The organism is Phyllobacterium endophyticum, assembly GCF_003010935.1.
Classification (GTDB): domain Bacteria; phylum Pseudomonadota; class Alphaproteobacteria; order Rhizobiales; family Rhizobiaceae; genus Phyllobacterium; species Phyllobacterium endophyticum.
The window spans coordinates 621191-637238 of record NZ_PGGN01000001.1 but is presented as its reverse complement, the minus strand read 5'-3'; the positions used below and the strand labels follow the sequence as shown (position 1 = coordinate 637238).

Sequence of the window (16048 nt, the reverse complement as noted above, 5' to 3'; positions counted from 1 at the left end):
TGTCGACGAAGTTCCAGACGGAAAACCGTTTGCCACTTTTCCTGATTAGCTTCAGGCGGCGAGCAAGGTCTCCGCCGTATGCTCGTCGGTGATCAAGCCGTTGATAAGATTGCCCTTCAGCGCGGCCTCTATGCCGGGCAGCTTTTTGGCGCCCTTGGCGATTGCGATCACCATGGCGGTGTCGCGCGACGGGATGTGCGCACTGGCGACACGATCGTTTGTCAGCCCCTTGATAGGCACGCCGTCGCGGTCGAACGCCCGCCCGACGATCTCACACACGGCGCCCGCCTTCCGCAGCGCCACGAGTTCATCGCGGGAAATGAAACCGTCGATGAAAAGCGGAGCATCATCCTCAAGATCACCGATGCCGAGAAAAGCGACATTCGCCTGGGCAGACAATTCCAGCACGGGACGTATCATGGCCTGGCTGTGCAGGAGCTCGCGTTCCTCGGGCGAAGAGGCGATGACAGGCAGCGGCATTGGAAAGCTGCGCGCCTTGATCTTGTCGGCAATGTTGAAGATGACGTTGTAGAACGCCGCAGAACCATCCGGCGCGATATTGCCGGTCAAGGACACGACCTTGTGCTGAGGGCATTCGATGGGCGACAGGAGCTCGATCGCGGCTTTCAGCGTCCGGCCGGTGCCGATGCCGAGAATGATCGGCGTTTCCGATTTCAGCCAGCGCGTCATCTCCGCAGCGGCCGCATCGGCAACCCCAAGCGTCGTCGACGTGGAACCGGGATCGGTCGGAACGACCTCCGCCATCTTCAGGTCGAAGCGCTGCCGGAGCTGCGCTGCAAGATCGAGGCAATGGGCGATCGGGTGATCGAGCCTGACCTTGACCAGCCCCTCCGATACCGCAAGCGAGACCATGCGCTGGGCCGACTGGCGCGAAATTCCAAGCTTGGCGGCAATCTCGTCCTGCGTGTTGCCGGCGACATAATATAACCAGCCGGCGCGTGCTGCGTCGTCGAGTTTGGTCGTGGTGAGGTCGGGCTTGCTCACGTGTCTGCCCCGCCCTTAAGCGCGTCGCCTCGCTCGTTGCTGGCGGGGACCCCGGTGGCCTTATGCCCATCCGAATGGCCGAGGTCGCGTTCGGGCCAGACGATATCGCGCACCTTCTGTTTCAGCACCTTGGCCTCGGGGAACCCGCCATCGCGCTTGCGCTCCCAAATGAGATCGCCATCCACATGGATCTCGAAGATGCCGCCGGTGCCGGGAAGAAGCGCCACCTCGCCAAGGTCGGCGCCGAAGGTGGACAGAAGTTCCTGCGCCATCCAGGCGGAGCGGAGGAGCCAGCTGCATTGCGTGCAATAGGTGATGGTGATGCGCGGTCGTATGGTCATGTCCCTAAATATCATTTTCCGGGGGCATTGGAAGCTGCCGTCTGCGTGAGGGCCTGCGAGGGCCAAATTTTCATGGTCAAAAGCCTAGATGCACCTCTTCAACTAACTATTTTGATTTAATAACTTGACTCGTTTTATCATATTAAACTATAGCTTCGACACAACAATGATGGCCGCTTTACTCACGTATTTGAAACACAAATACGTGATACGGAGACTTTTTCGCTATGGCTTCGGATACAAAGCACTCTGGTAAAAATATTAAATGCCCGTATGGTAGTAACGTTCTTGTCGAAACCTTGATAAAATACAAACCTAAGTTGATCACGATCGCGAATGATGTACTGCACTCACATGTACAATCTGAGGATGTATTTCAAGATGCTATCGTCAAAGCGTGCACCATGCGTTCTACTTGCATCCACTGCCCCATCGGGTACGCCTGCCGCATGGTCTATAATCTTGCATTGGACGAGGCCCGGCGCAGGTCTCACGACAAGCTGAAGATGACGACAATCGATGATGCCGACACACTTCCTGCTGCAAATGTCAGCGCATTGGATTGCATCGTTGCCACCGAGACGCTCCATGAAGTCCTCAACTCATTGAAGAACCTGCCCCGGCGCACACACGAGGCCTTTATTCGCCACCGCGTCGAGGGCATTCCCCAGAAGGATATCGCCGAGGAACTGGGCGTATCGAGGACGCTGGTCAACTTCATGATCAAGGACGCGCATCGCAGTTGCGAGCGCACGCTGAGGGCTGCATAGAGCCGTTCAGGCCAGAGCCCGACGCCTGCTTCGGACGAGGAGCAGCGCGAACACCGGCCCGCCGAGCAAGGTTGCCATGAGCCCTGTCGGAAGCTGCCACGGAAAGTAGATCGTGCGTCCAAGGAAATCGGCAGTTGCCATCAGCAGCCCTCCAAAGAGCGCCGCGCCCACGAGATGCTGCGGTCCACGGATAAGGCCGAAGCGCTGCGCCATATGCGGTGCCATCAAACCGACAAAGCTAAGCGGGCCGACAATAAGAGTGGCGACCGCAGTCAACATTGCGGCAAGGCCCATGATCAGAGCGCGGAACTTGCGGATATCGACGCCATGCGAGTGGGCCGATGCCTCGCCGAGCGTAAATTGCTGCAATGGCCGCAGCAGCAGCATCACCGCAGTAAAACCCGCAAGTGCAAACGCCGACGACGTCCATGCCAGGGTGCTGCCCACGGCATATGTCGAACCTGCCATCCAGCTGACCAGCGAGAGCGCACGCGGATCACCCGATGCCAGAACCACCGATATGAGCGCTGTCAGGAAAGCGCCCAGTGAGACGCCGAGAACAAGGAAGCGGTTGCCGGATCGCGACCCGCGCCCCATGGCGAACAGGACGAGCAATACGGCTGCGGCTCCTGCAACACCGCCGGCCAGACGGTCGCCGTAAGTCGGCTCGGCAACAAGAAACAGCACGCAGAGCAGCCCGAATGCCGTGCCGGCACTGACGCCGAGCACCTCCGGACTTGCCATCGGGTTTGCCGTCAACCGCTGGAGGAGACTGCCTGCAAGCGCAAGCATGATGCCAGCCGAAACCGCAGCAATGAGGCGCGGCAACCGCCAGGGCAGCAACAGTTCGAGCATCGCACCAGCCTGGGTTGTCCACGAGCCGTCAACCCCGCGGCCCGCCACGATCGCGAGGATAGCAACGGCGAACAAAGCAATTATCAGGATCGATATGCGCAACAGGGGGTGCTTCGCCGCAGGAACGACCTGACGATGCGATGGCATGGCCTGAAGCGAGGCGCCACGACGCAGCATTACGACCAGGAGAACCGGGACACCGACGAGGGCCGTTATCGCACCGGCGGGCAATGACGCAGCGGTCATCTGCAATGCCTGATCGACGATGACCAGCAATGCGGCGCCTATGATTGGCGCGATGACAAGCCGGGACTGGAGCCGCCTTGCTCCGATCGCGCGCGCAATGGCGGGAGCGGCAAGCCCGAGGAAGCCGATGATACCGACGGAACTGACCGTGAACGCGGTCAAGGCGACAGCAATGAACAGGCCAAGCGCGCGCACGAAGTGAAGCCTTACACCGAGGTTCTGCGCGGCATCACCCAATGCGAGTATGTTCAATTGCCTGACCATGAGCAGGACCAGGAAAGAGCATGCAGCGATCTTGGGAAGAAGGCTTGCGGCCTGACGCCAATCATTCTGGTTGAGCGAACCTCCGCCCCAGATGAAAAGACCTGAAAGATAATGGTCGTTCATGAGCATCAACAGGGTAACGATCGCCGTGCAGTAGAGCCCGACCACCAATCCGGTCAGGATCACCGCGACCGGTTGGAACTTGAACCGCCAGGCAACGGTGAAAACAATGCCCATTGCCGCAAAGCCGCCCAGCGCAGTCGTGCCGTCGCGGCTCCAGCCGATAAGTGCCGGAGACCACAGGGTGGCGATGGCGAGTGCGAGTTGCGCTCCCGACTCGATACCGAGCGTCGAGGGTGATGCGAGCGGATTGCGCAGCACCTGCTGGGAGAGCGTTCCGGCAAGGCCAAGCGCGAAGCCGCACAAGCAAGCCATCGCGAGGCGCGGCAGAAGGCTGTAGTAGAGAAGGACTGCCTGACCAGCGCCGGGAGAAGGCGGCGATAAAGCCGCTCTGAGGCCAAGATTTGCGATCATCGGGCCCAAATTGAGTGCAGTCGCGGCGAGAGCAATCGCCACGACAAGAGCAGACAGCCAGGGAGAATAGCGGGAAGGGTTCATAGGCTGGCTTCCGCGAGAAGGCGGGCGAAACGCGTAGCAGATGGCAGCGTCCCGAACATGAGGACGCTTGCCATGCGATGGACGTTGCCGCTGCGCACGAATGGCATGCTTTGCCAGAGCGGGCTACCGGACAGGGTCGCAAGTACATCTGATGGAACCGGGTCCATATAGAAAAGCTTGCAGTCCCCCAAAAGAGCGAGGTCGGCGAGGCCAATGTCGCTAAAGCCCCATTCGTTGGTGGGTTTCGGCCAAGCGTTCCGCAACTCCAGGCGGTCGAACACGTCCTGGAAGATACCACCTGGACCATAGATGCGCAGATTTCGGGCATCGAGGAAACTGACTACGGCGAGGCCGGTTCCCGCCAGATTTCGCGTTGCTTCCTTGGCTGCAAGCAGTAACGCATCCGTCCGCTCGATCAATGCCTCGGCCCCGGCGGCGCGCCCGGTGATGCGGCCGAGCTCCCGCGTGGCCGCAACGATAGGCTTGTAGGGAGATGTGCCGAGCGCATGGATCGGAAAGGACTTGACCGGGGCAATCTGTTCAAGCTGCGATCTCACCCACTCGAGATATGGTGTCGAGACGATCAGGTCGGGTTTCAGCAGCTGCAAAAGCTCCATGTTGACTTCATGGGAGGAACCGATGTTGGCGACGCCGGCCGGCAAGGGCGGTTCTATCGTCCAATCCGCCCAGGCAGGCGCGTCGACCAAGCCCACCGGCGGGACGCCAAGTTCGATGAGGGTCTGTGCCAGGCCATAGTCGAGCGAAACGATTCGTATGGGGCCGGCGTTTGCTTGTGGCGCGAGCAGAGCACCGGCGCTTGCGATTGCACCAACGAAGAAGCTGCGTCTGTCGATTGAATACATGCGGTCAGAGAACGTAGCTGACAGGCGTCCGGGTAGTCGGATGCGTGAAAATCCCCATCCGCACACCATAGATGGCATCGAGCCGTTCCGGCGTGATCAATAGTTCGGCCTCTTCGTGAGCAACAAGCTTGCCGCCCGAAAGGGCAATCAGGCGATCGCAATAACGTGCGGCCATGTTGATGTCATGCAGCACGACGAGGATGGAGCGATCGTGCTCATGGGCCAGTTTCCGGATCAGGTGCATGACTTCGATCTGATGATTGATATCCAGCGCGGAAATCGGCTCGTCAAGGAGGAGGCATTGCGCATCCTGCGCGATGAGCATCGCCAGGAAAGCGCGTTGGCGTTCGCCGCCTGAGAGAGTATCGACGATGCGGGCTGCAAACGGCGCCAGCGAGGTAAGATCAAGTGCCTCGGCGACCTTTGCCTTGTCCGTACTGGAAAAGCGTCCTAGCGCGCCATGCCAGGGATAGCGACCGAGAGCAACGACCTCGCTTACGGTCATCCCGTCGGTATCCGGGGCCTGCTGTGGCAGGTAAGCAACGTTTCGCGCGTATTCCCGGGTGGTGAACACCCGGATATCCTGGCCCAGACAGGTGACGTCACCAATCGTTGCCGGTTGGATGCGCGCCAGGATCTTCAGGAGCGTGGATTTGCCGGAACCATTATGGCCAAGGATGCCGACGACCTCGCCGCGAGGAACGTCGAGCGTCAGCGGATGAAGCAGCGTCCTGCCTTCCACAGTGAAACCGACCCCGGTCAGCGAAAAAGAAGTTCCGTTCATCGCCGACTCGCTAGAACTTGGCCGATAGCGTGGCCTTGATGGTGCGGCCTTCGCCGTAGATGCAACTGGAATTGCTACTGTTGCAAGTCGAGTAGTATTCCTTGTCGAAGACATTGCTTGCCTTCAACGACCCTTTCCAGCCGTTCTTCTCGTAGCTGATCGCCGCATCGACGAGAGTATAGTCGGCGACTTCAATCTCATTAAGATTGTCCCCGAACGAGCTGCCGACGTAACGAACACCGGAACCGACGTTCAGGCCTTCAAGAGCTCCAGTTTCAAACGTGTATTTTGCCCAGAGTGCGGCCTGATGCTCCGGTACGATCGCCGGCCGGTTGCCTACTTCACCGGCAACGTTACTCGAGGTGATTTCTGCATCGAGATAGGTGTAGCTGCCAGTGAGGCTGACGCCGTGATAGAGGTTTACCGTTGTCTCCAGCTCCAGGCCGCGATGCCGCACCTCGCCTGTCTGAACCTGGAAATTTGGATTGTTCGGATCCGGCGTCAGTACGTTCGACTTCGTGATCTCGAAAACAGAGCCGGTAATTGTCGCCGGGAAGAAATCCGGTTCGTATTTGACACCTGCTTCATATTGCTGACCCTCGGAGGGAGAGAACGTCTGCCCGCCGAATCCCTGACCAATCGTGGGCGTGAAGGATTCGGAATAGCTGATATAGGGCGTGAGGCCATTGTCGAACAGGTATCCGAGACCCACCCTTCCAGAAAAGGCACTGTCAGATTGCTCGCTGGTTGAATTGCCTATACGGTCAAACGTCTTGTCTTCGACCCAGGACTGGCGTCCACCCAAAGTAAGCAACCAGTGATCGTCGAACTTGGTCTGCGTTTGTGCGTAGAGTCCAACCTGATCGACGGTCTGACGGCGGTCGACAATAATCGACGGAGAGGGAACATCGATCCCAAAGACCGGGTCATCGATGTCAAGGCTCGGTCCGGTACCGAAGCCATTCTGCCCGTCGACAGTCTGGCGGTCGTAGGAAAGACCCATCAGCAGGGTGTTCTTTATGCGCTTGCCCTCATAGTCGTATTGAACACCATTATCGACACTGAAAAGTGTTGCGGTTTCGTCGACAGTGAAGGCCGCGCGGTCCATCGTATCAGCATCGATCATCTTGGAAAAATAAAGGTGCCTATAGTCCGTTCCCTGCTGCGAGTAACGGACATTCTGCCAGATTTTCCACTCCTCATTGAAACTGTGCTCGAACTCATAGCCGATGGATCCATGGTCCGCATCAAACCGGTCAAAGTTCGGATCGGACGTGGTGAAGCTGCGTGAGAATTTCGGTATGTTCGGGAAAGCGGGACTGGCGATCGGCAGGAATGTGTTCGGCGTCAGTTCATCCCACTGATAATTGGCGAGGATTGTCAGCGAGGTGTCGGCGCTGGGTGACCAGGTGATGGCAGGTGCGATAAATACCCTGTTGTTCCTGGAAAAGTCGGTTTGCGTCTGACCATCGCGGAAGAGACCTGTCAGCCGATAGGTCCACATGCCTTCCTTGTCGAGCGGTCCGCCCAGATCGATTCCCGCTTCATAGGTATTGAAGGATCCGTAGCCGGCATATGCGCTGTAAAGCGGGTCCTGCGTCGGCCGCTTCGTCACGAGGTTTACGATACCGCCGACCTCGTTCGAGCCGTAGAGGACGGATGCAGGTCCCTTGAGAACCTCCACCCGCTCCAGGCCGTATGGCTCGGCCTTGAAGCCGGAGAAGTCGATGGCCTTTTGCGGCAGGCCGTCGCGATAGACGGCATAAGGGCCAATGTCAAAGCCGCGGATGAGGAATTGATCGAAGCGATCATCGACACCCCAGGGCGACGCCGTCACGCCTGATGTATAGGCGATCGTATCTTCGATCTGCTCCGAAATGCGGTCGTCCATCTGCTCCCGTGTCACAACGGAAATGGACTGAGGTATTTCGCGGATAGGCGTATCCGTCTTCGCGCCGGTCATTGTATTTTTGGCGATGTAGCCTTTGTCCGGACCTGTCGGGCTCGTATCGCCGTCGATAACGATCGTATTGAGTTCGATATTGGCCGCTTCCTGCGAAAGAGCGGCGCTGGTCAGCAACAGCCCGGCGATCGACGTCGTCATCAGCAAACACACGCGGCGTTTTTGTCCGATCGAACTGACGTTGTTCCAACTCATCGCCCTGCATCCCCGCATGACACACCCCTTGTATAAACTATGGCTACGCTTGAGAATTATGATCACTCATGTTTAAAGCTGACTACATTTGTCATGTTATCCAAGTCAAGGCGCGGGGTCTGAAATCCCTGCGTTTTTCCCGCGCCTCGCAAGATCGCGTTCGGGTGTGGCCTCGATGCTACAGACGCGCACTGTGCAGGGCCTGCTGGAGATCGTTCCAGATGATCTCCGGCTCCTCCAGACCAACTGCAAAGCGTATTGTCTGCGGGTTGACCCCAAAGCGAACGAAGGATGTCATTCGGTCGGGGATTTGCAGCGCGGCCTTCGCCGGTACCACGAGCGTTTCCGGACCGCCCCAACTGACGCCGAGCCTGATATGGCGCAGCGCATTGACAAAGCGTGCCACGTCGACGTCCGGGCTCAGGTCAAAGGCGAACAGGCCGGAGAAGCCCGTCAGCGTTTTCTTGCCCTGATGGTCTGAAAATGCAGGGTGACGAACAAGCGATATGTCCGGGTGCTGCTGCAAGTGGCGGGCAAGCACAAGCCCGTTATGCATGTGTTCCTTCAGACGCACCTTGAGCGTTCTCATGCCGCGCAGCAGAAGCCAGGCCTCGAATGGCGACAATTTCGCTCCGATATAGGGGTAGGTCGTACTGTTGATTTTTGCGATCAGGTCGCGCGGGCCGACCACCACGCCGGCAACCGTATCACTGTGGCCACCGAGGTATTTCGATGCGGCGTGTATGACGAGGTCTACGCCGTGCTGGATCGGCTTCTGGAATAGCGGAGTCGCCCAGGAGTTGTCGATGACACTTACGACGCCATATTCCTTGGCCATCGCCGCCAGCGCTTCGATATCCTGCAATTCAAAGACCATAGACGTCGGATTTTCCAGATAAAGCAGTTTCGCCCCAGGGAGGGCAGCGCGCACTTCATCGTGATTGGAGGGATCGACGAAATCCACCGCAACGCCGAAACGGGCGAGCAGCTTGACGAAAAGCCGGTAGATATCATTGTAGAGATGCCGGACCGCCACCACCCTGTCGCCCGCTTCCACGAGGCTGAGGATCGTCGCCGTGATTGCAGCCGTACCGTTAGAAAAGCCCCTTCCGTCCTCGGCGCCTTCAAGCCGCGCGGTGAGCAATTCAAATTCGCGTACGGTAGGATTGTCGCCGCGCGAATAGATGTAGTTGCGCGAGCGGCCCGCAAACACATCTTCCATCGCTTCATAGCTGTCGTAAGTGAAAAGCGACGTCTGGAATATCGGCGGGGAAACCGCATTGAATGCAGCGGCATCGACTGGCGAAAACAGGTCGTCCGGCATTTCAGTACTGAACTCCTGCGGAGGCATGGCTTTGTTCATGATGTCCTCTCAGACACGGTGCTATTGAAACTGGTGATGGAACTGGATGGAGAACGCCCCCGCAGCTGGCGGAGAATGACGGCGAGCAGCGCCGATGACAGGAGAGCGGTCAGCACCGGCGCGATGAAAAGGCTGGCGAGGACCCCGCCGAACCCAAACCAGTGCGGCAGGATGAACAGGAGCGGCAGCAGGAAATAACCATTCTGCGCGACACCGATGGACGCCGCCAGCCGCGCCCTGCCCTGCGCTTGCAGGAGCACCAGCAGGATCTGTCTTGCGCCGAAGAAAATGAACGGGATGTGCGTGATGACGAGCGTGAGCGCCGCAATATCGGCGATCGCGGGATCGGCGGTGAAAACCGCAGCAACGCGATGGCGCAGCAGCACGACTCCAAGGCCGTAGAGGAAGGCGAATGCCGATGTGAGCTTGATGAGAATGCCGGAAGCGGCGAGCAGACGCTGCGAATTTCTGGCGCCCCACGCGAAGCTCAATACAGCCTGACCGCCTAGCGACAGACCGATGATCGGCAGCATGCCCAACGTCAGGACGCGCAACGCGATGCCAATGCCGGCTATGCCGCTGTCGCCGCGGTAAAAACCGGCGAAAGTGAAGAGGACTGCAAAGCTGGCGCTGCTCAACATGCTCGTGAGCGATACCGGCAATCCTATGAGCAGCACCGGCTTGAGAACATCGGTGCGAAATGCCACGAAGCGCGCAGCTATGTGCAAGGTGCCGACGCGCCTGTGGAAATAGACGAGATAAGCGACGAGCGCTGCAATCTGCGACAGGATGGTGGCGATTGCGGCCCCTGCAAGGCCGAACCCGAACCAGAAGATCAGGATAGGGTCGAGCACGATGTTGAGGGCAAAGCAGCCCAACAGCGTCCACATGCTGAAACGGGTATTGCCCTCTGAAATGGCAATGAAATCGGAAAGTATCTGCAGCATCGTCAGCGTCACGGAGAAGGCGACAATCGCGAGATAATGTTCGGCCAAGGGCAACATGGGCTCGCTCGCGCCAAAGAGGATGAGAAGCTCTCGCCGGAAAAGGAGAATGGCTGCCGTCAGCGCAAGCCCGACCGGTATCGCCAACATGAACAACGTGGAAGCGGTGACGTTGGCATGACGTGGATCGCCGCCACCGAGCGCGCGGCTGACCGCCGTTGCGACGCCGACGCCGAGCCCCTCGCCGATGGCTCCGACCATCATCAGAATCGGCAAGACGATCGTGATCGCAGCGATCTCCTGGCTGCCGATCATGCCGACGAACACCATGTTGATCGTGTGGTGTACCGCATTGATCGAAAGTCCTGCAACGGCCGGCATGCCGAGCCTGAATATCAGGCTCGCAAGCGCCGGATCGTTCAGGTCGTCGGGTGCAAAATAGGACCGATGGTGCTTGGCGGTCACGGCGCTGGCGTCCAGAGACGATCGCCGAAGAAGCGCTCGCGCGTCAGCATGACCAGCATGGCGCGCTTGTGGGGGAAATCGAAGTGCTTCACCTTGGCAAATCCCGACCGGTCGAGATTGCGGATTTGCTGTTCATGGCTGGCGCGGGGTTCACCGACTATGCGCTGGGTGCGGGGATCGTCGAGAAAGATGAAATGCATGAGCGACGGTAGCCAGGCGGTAATCCATTGCTTGCCACGATACGCCGGTTCGCCGATGGCGACGTGCCAGCCGCGATCATAGTCCTGCGCATCGTAATAGGGGCCGAGCCGATTTTCCTTGGCCCAGTAAACTTCGAAATATCCGAATGGCACGCCATCGAAGCAGCCGATCAACGCAAGCATATGCGGATCTCGCAGGCGATCCTCGAGAATGTCCGCGTGCTTTTGCCGGTCACCAGCATCTTCCCACACGACGTTCACTTGTTCATCGTTCATCCAGCGGTGGAAATGCTCGATGTCGGCGGCGGGATCCGCCACACGGAACGACAGGCTTTGGTCCAGCCAGGGAATATAGCGCTCATAGACAATGCCTGTGGGCTTTTGCGGCCGCTCCGGATGATAGCGGCCATTGCTGAACACATGCACCTGCGGGTGTGGATAAGCCGGCTTTGCTATCCAGGGCACTGGCCATTGCCAGAATGCACGCGGATCGACCGTCAAACTGTTGTCTTCACGGGAACCAAGCGGAAAAACGGATGCCGGCACGTCCGAAATTTCGATAGCGCCTGCTTCGCGCGATTGCGCCGACATGAACTCGATCGCCGAAGACAGAACCTTTACCGCGTCATCCCCGGTGACATCAGGCAAGCGGAGCTGCACCGTACTTCCAGCCTTCTCGAACGGAACAAGAAAGTTACCTGCCGCGGTCGATAATCGCAGCAGGTCAGGCGACAGGAGCGAACCTCGACGGAGGAAGCTCCATGCCTCGGGCGCAGGCTCCGCATGAGCATATGTGGCTAGGCTGGCGTTGGAAGGCATGATCGGCTCCGCATATCGTTGATACAGAGACGAACATGGTCAGCATCGATTTAGGGTAATCTTCGAAAAAATATTTCTGGCCTTCCGCCTAAATCGGGCGAGCCCCCATCCGTCTCTTGATCATGTTGTATTGTTCCAGGAGCCTTCAGATGTCCGTACCAGTAGCTTTAGAGCCGGAAACGTGGAGCGTCGTGCGCGATCAGGAAGAACGGTATTCCGTTTGGCCGGACGACAAGGCGCTGCCTGCCGGCTGGAGCAGACAAGCCCATGGCGGCACACGCGATGAGTGCCTCAAGAAAATAAAGGAAGTTTGGAGCGATCCGCGGCCGCGCAGCTTGCGTCTGGCCATGAACATCCAGGCCAGGAGCCGGTGACAATATGAACAAGCCTGTTGCACCCGACCAGAGCGGCAAGCCCGTTGACGTCGAGGATTTTTCCCGCAGCTTTCCCCTCACGCTCGCTCAAAAGCGCATATGGTCACTTGAGCAGATCGGCAACAGCTCCGTGTTCCCACCGCAGGTGCTGACGCTCGACTGGGAGCGCTCGGTTTCACTCGACCGAATACAAAAGGCTGTCGCCGCAGTGGCAGCTCGTCATAGTGCCTTGCGAATGCGCTTCCTCCGCTTTGCCGGAGGCCGCATCGAACAATTTGCCAATGCCGGCGACGTTCCTCCGATCGAGACGCTCGGCAGCGACAGCAACCCGCTCGACGCCGACGAAGCAGACGCAGCGCGGGCTGCATTCATTGCCCGACCATTCGATTTGCTGGGCGGCGTGTCTGCCCGTTGCCAGCTCATCGTTTGCGGCCGGGACACGATACGGTCGACCTTCGTCCTGCACCCGATAATCTGTGACGTTGCGGCGATCTCGGTGTTGCAAAGAGAGCTTGTCGCATTAGTAACCGACGAGCCCTTGGTGCCGCTCGATGATGACTGTCTGTTGCGGGGCCTGCGAGAAGAAGAGTGGCTGGAAACAGAGAGCTTTGCGTCCGCTCTTGCCTATTGGCGCAAGCTGATTGGCGAAGACTACAACGCCGTCACCCTGCCTGTTCGCTTCAACGCCAGCAGCTATGCCGGGTCAACACGGCTTCATGCCGCTTTTGAGCTGGAAGCCACGGTCTGGACCGAGGTGCAGGCTTACGCCAAGCGAAACGGGATCGAGCCACAACATGTGCTCTCAGCTGCCTTCGCAATCCTGCTCGCCCGCTACAGCGGCAATCATGAACTGCTTTACGGAACGCTCCTGGCCAACCGTTGCGGGGATAAAAGTCCTCAGGCCGTCAGTCGCAGCGAGCAGGTCCTGCCGCTGAGATTCCAGGTTGCCCCAAGAAGCCGGGTGCTTGACGTTTGTCATGCGATAGTATCGGCCGAGGCCGAAGGAACGAGCAACCTCGTGCCGTTCGAGCGACTGGTGCAGGAGATACAGACACACGAGGAGCGCGAGCAGGATGCCATCGTCAAATCCCTGTTCGAGTTCCGCCGATCACAGCCGGTATCGTCTTTGCAGCCCCGTTCGGACGTGGAGCTCGCACTCGTGGTCGCGCCGAATGAGACTGGCGGGCTCAACGCGTTTTTCGACCATGCGGCAGACATCTACGAGCCCGCGCTGGTTGAGCGCGCGGCCACGCATTTCCAACGGATTCTTCGGCAGGCCGTTACAACGCCAGAAATCCGGATGAAGGATATCGAACTCGTGGCGGAGGATGAGCTGGAGCTGCTGTCCGCGCCCTATGCGGACGACGGCACAAATGACGACCGGCCCGTGCATGAGCACATTGCCGCGCATGCCATCCGCACACCTGACAAGACGGCGATCATATTCGCCGACGAAGTATGGAGCCACCGCCGGCTCGACCAGAACGCCAACAGGCTTGCGCACCGGCTGATCAAGCTTGGCGTGGGGGCAGATGTCAGCGTTGCTATCGCAGTGAAACGATCGCCCGAGGCCATCGTGGGAATTCTTGCGACGTTGAAGGCCGGCGGTGCCTATATACCGGTCGAACCCGATCATCCGACCACACGAAATCATCATATTCTGCGCGACGGCGGTGTGAAGGTGATCCTCACCAATAGCTGGCTGCTCGAACGCATTCCCGACGGACTCGATGCGACGATACTCGAGCTCGACAAGCTCGATCTTTCCCAGGAACCGGACACAGATCCAAAGGTCTCGGTTCATACAAACCAACTCGCCTATATCATGTACACGTCCGGCTCCACGGGCCTGCCCAAGGGCGTTGCCGTCGAGCATGGGCCATTGACCCACCACATGCAGAATACGTCACGCGTGTACGGCATGAGTGAAGAATCGCGGGAGTTGCCTTTCCTTCCATTCAGCTCCGATGGCGGCCACGAACGCTGGATGAACCCTCTCATGGAGGGCGGCAGCATCATCCTGCCCGACCAACCCCTATGGACGCCGGAGGAGACCCTGACGGCCATGCGCAAGCATGGCGCAAACAATGCAAGCATCCCCACTACCTACTTGCAGCAGCTGGCAGAATGGGCCGACCTCACCGACAGCGCGCCGCCCATGCGGCTCTACTCGTTTGGCGGCGAGGGCCTCGCCCAGCAGACGTTCGATCTATTATCGAAGGTGCTGAAATCCGAATGGCTGATCAATGGGTACGGACCAACGGAAACGATCATGACGCCGATGGTCTGGAAGGTGCGCGCAGGCCAGAAGTTCGAGGGCACATATGCGCCTATCGGCCGCGCCGTCGGCAATCGCCGCGTCTATGTGCTTGATCCGGATCTCAATCCCTGCCCCATCGGCGTGACGGGTGAGCTTTATATCGGCGGGGAAGGCATGGCCCGGGGATATATCGGAAAACCCGACACCACCGCGGACCGTTTCATTCCCGATCCTTTCTCGAAGGATGGCGGCCGGCTTTACCGTTCCGGAGACCTGACGCGCTGGCGTGAGGACGGCACGGTTGAATTCGTGGGCCGTGTCGACCATCAGGTAAAGTTGCGTGGCTATCGTATCGAACTCGGCGAGATCGAAGCGGCCCTGCTCGAGCAAGATGGAGTAGGCGAGGCGCTGGTCGTTCTGCGTGACGACGAGGCGACGAAACAGAAGATATTGGTGGCCTACGTTGTTCCGAAGCAGGGAGCCGAACTCACGATCGCCACGATCCACTCGGCACTGGAACGCTCCCTGCCGGGATACATGGTTCCCTCGGCGATCGTCGCGTTGAAAAGCATGCCGATCAATCCGAATAGTAAACTCGATCGCTTTGCCCTTCCGGCACCGGCGCCGGTGGAGCGAACAATCATCGCACCCGAAAACCCGGCCGAAGAAGAAGTTCTCGAAATCTGGCAGAATGTGCTCAGTTCGGGCCCGATCAGCGTGGAGGATAATTTCTTCTCTATTGGCGGCAACTCGCTTGGCGCCATCCGCATTCTTTCTGCGCTGCGCCAGCGCAGGCCGCAAAGCCGCACGACAATCGCGGACCTCTTCAACAACCCGACTATCCGCTCTTTTGCCAAGATCATCGACGCTGGCGACGAGCGTGCGGGAAGTGAGGTGATAGTCTTGCGTGCATCGGGCAGCAAACCGATGCTTTACTGCTTTCCCGGGCTGCTGGTGAGCACACGCGAATACGTCAAGCTGGTCGACTATCTTGGTCCGGACCAACCGGCAACGGGTTTCATCTGCTACTCACTGTCCGAGCAGAAGCAGATTGGCGCATCTGTCGATGAAATCATCGAAGGCTATGTCGACTACATTCGAGCTCACAGCAAAGGGAAGCCCTGTTATTTCCTCGGCTGGTCATGGGGTGGCCTGCTTGCCTATGAGGCGGCGCGCAGGCTCGGCAACGAGATCGACCTGCGCCTGATCACGATGGTCGATGTATGCGATCTCGGCACTGAATTTGCCATTGGCTCGGTTCCCCGATTCAAGCAGGGAGAGCGCGACAGCCTGCATCAGACGGTAGAGGACTGGCTTTCCCGTAGCGCGATGCGGGCCGAGTGGGATCGACTGCTCGGCGTCATGGATGGCGACACCTACAACCAGTTCCTGCGGTTCGTGGGGGACGAGAAGGAGGCACTGCCAACCGACGGGCCGGATATCAGCAGCCGCGAGCACACTTTCTGGATACTCATCGACAATGCCCTGATTTTCCGGCGCCACCAGTTGCAGCCGCACGACGTCGCTATCCATTCGTGGGCAGCTGATGACAGCCTGAACCGGGGACTCAACCTCATTGACTGGCGGCGTTATTCCCCCCGGGCAAATCCCGCGGAGATCATCTCCGGCACCAATCATTTGCATGTCATCGGCTCGCAGGCCTTTCACAGCCGATTGGCACACCGGCTGGATGAAGCGCTTTGAACGACACGTTCACCG

General features: G+C 58.8%; 12 protein-coding genes. 3 read left to right on the top strand and 9 right to left on the bottom strand.

What is annotated here, in order from left to right:
- Positions 1-51 precede the first annotated feature (51 nt).
- Entirely contained in the window at positions 52-1005 is a 954-nt protein-coding gene (locus CU100_RS03015; protein ID WP_106715057.1) for a sugar-binding transcriptional regulator, read from the bottom strand.
- Entirely contained in the window at positions 1002-1346 is a 345-nt protein-coding gene (locus tag CU100_RS03010) for a SelT/SelW/SelH family protein (RefSeq protein ID WP_106715056.1), read from the bottom strand. Before CU100_RS03010 ends, CU100_RS03015 begins: the two co-directional genes overlap by 4 nt.
- A gap of 227 nt (positions 1347-1573) precedes the next feature.
- Between CU100_RS03010 and CU100_RS03005 the strand changes: the two genes are divergently transcribed.
- Positions 1574-2116: a sigma-70 family RNA polymerase sigma factor gene (locus CU100_RS03005; RefSeq protein WP_106715055.1), complete on the top strand. Its 543-nt coding sequence runs from the start codon at positions 1574-1576 to the stop codon at positions 2114-2116.
- Between the two features lie 6 nt (positions 2117-2122).
- On the opposite strand, the gene fhuB is transcribed toward CU100_RS03005, so the two are convergent.
- From fhuB to CU100_RS02970, 7 genes are all read right to left on the bottom strand, one after another.
- Positions 2123-4099, bottom strand: a complete 1977-nt coding sequence (fhuB, locus tag CU100_RS03000; RefSeq protein ID WP_106715054.1) for a Fe(3+)-hydroxamate ABC transporter permease FhuB — start codon at positions 4097-4099, stop codon at positions 2123-2125.
- Positions 4096-5040 (bottom strand): iron-siderophore ABC transporter substrate-binding protein, encoded by a 945-nt coding sequence (locus CU100_RS02995; protein WP_106715053.1) that lies wholly within the window; start codon positions 5038-5040, stop codon positions 4096-4098. Before CU100_RS02995 ends, fhuB begins: the two co-directional genes overlap by 4 nt.
- Positions 4967-5746, bottom strand: coding sequence for an ATP-binding cassette domain-containing protein (locus CU100_RS02990; protein WP_106715052.1), 780 nt, complete (start codon positions 5744-5746; stop codon positions 4967-4969). Before CU100_RS02990 ends, CU100_RS02995 begins: the two co-directional genes overlap by 74 nt.
- A gap of 10 nt (positions 5747-5756) precedes the next feature.
- Positions 5757-7904 carry a TonB-dependent siderophore receptor gene (locus CU100_RS02985; protein WP_170113714.1) on the bottom strand — a complete coding sequence of 716 codons (2148 nt, stop codon included), beginning with the start codon at positions 7902-7904 and terminating at the stop codon, positions 5757-5759.
- Between the two features lie 178 nt (positions 7905-8082).
- Positions 8083-9267, bottom strand: coding sequence for a PLP-dependent transferase (locus CU100_RS02980; RefSeq protein ID WP_106715050.1), 1185 nt, complete (start codon positions 9265-9267; stop codon positions 8083-8085).
- On the bottom strand, positions 9264-10676 hold the full coding sequence (locus CU100_RS02975; protein WP_245418903.1) for an MATE family efflux transporter: 1413 nt from the start codon (positions 10674-10676) through the stop codon (positions 9264-9266). Before CU100_RS02975 ends, CU100_RS02980 begins: the two co-directional genes overlap by 4 nt.
- Entirely contained in the window at positions 10673-11695 is a 1023-nt protein-coding gene (locus CU100_RS02970; protein WP_106715049.1) for a GNAT family N-acetyltransferase, read from the bottom strand. The genes CU100_RS02975 and CU100_RS02970 overlap by 4 nt, the downstream gene beginning before the upstream one ends.
- Before the next feature lie 149 nt (positions 11696-11844).
- Here CU100_RS02970 and CU100_RS02965 point away from each other — a divergent pair, with 149 nt between their 5' ends.
- The gene (locus tag CU100_RS02965; protein ID WP_106715048.1) at positions 11845-12069 is read left to right on the top strand and encodes an MbtH family protein; all 225 of its coding nucleotides are present in this window, start codon (positions 11845-11847) and stop codon (positions 12067-12069) included.
- 4 nt (positions 12070-12073) lie between these two features.
- Entirely contained in the window at positions 12074-16033 is a 3960-nt protein-coding gene (locus CU100_RS02960; protein WP_106715047.1) for a non-ribosomal peptide synthetase, read from the top strand.
- The last annotated feature ends 15 nt before the right edge of the window (positions 16034-16048 follow it).

Bases quoted from the DNA above. Each gene is read 5' to 3' on its own strand.
- CU100_RS03010 (WP_106715056.1), bottom strand. From the start codon at position 1,346: ATGACCATACGACCGCGCATCACCATCACCTATTGCACGCAATGCAGC.
- fhuB (WP_106715054.1), bottom strand. From the start codon at position 4,099: ATGAACCCTTCCCGCTATTCTCCCTGGCTGTCTGCTCTTGTCGTGGCG.
- CU100_RS02990 (WP_106715052.1), bottom strand. From the start codon at position 5,746: ATGAACGGAACTTCTTTTTCGCTGACCGGGGTCGGTTTCACTGTGGAA.
- CU100_RS02960 (WP_106715047.1), top strand. From the start codon at position 12,074: ATGAACAAGCCTGTTGCACCCGACCAGAGCGGCAAGCCCGTTGACGTC.
- CU100_RS02980 (WP_106715050.1), bottom strand. From the start codon at position 9,267: ATGAACAAAGCCATGCCTCCGCAGGAGTTCAGTACTGAAATGCCGGAC.
- CU100_RS02985 (WP_170113714.1), bottom strand. From the start codon at position 7,904: ATGAGTTGGAACAACGTCAGTTCGATCGGACAAAAACGCCGCGTGTGT.
- CU100_RS02970 (WP_106715049.1), bottom strand. From the start codon at position 11,695: ATGCCTTCCAACGCCAGCCTAGCCACATATGCTCATGCGGAGCCTGCG.
- CU100_RS02965 (WP_106715048.1), top strand. From the start codon at position 11,845: ATGTCCGTACCAGTAGCTTTAGAGCCGGAAACGTGGAGCGTCGTGCGC.
- CU100_RS03005 (WP_106715055.1), top strand. From the start codon at position 1,574: ATGGCTTCGGATACAAAGCACTCTGGTAAAAATATTAAATGCCCGTAT.
- CU100_RS02995 (WP_106715053.1), bottom strand. From the start codon at position 5,040: ATGCCATCTATGGTGTGCGGATGGGGATTTTCACGCATCCGACTACCC.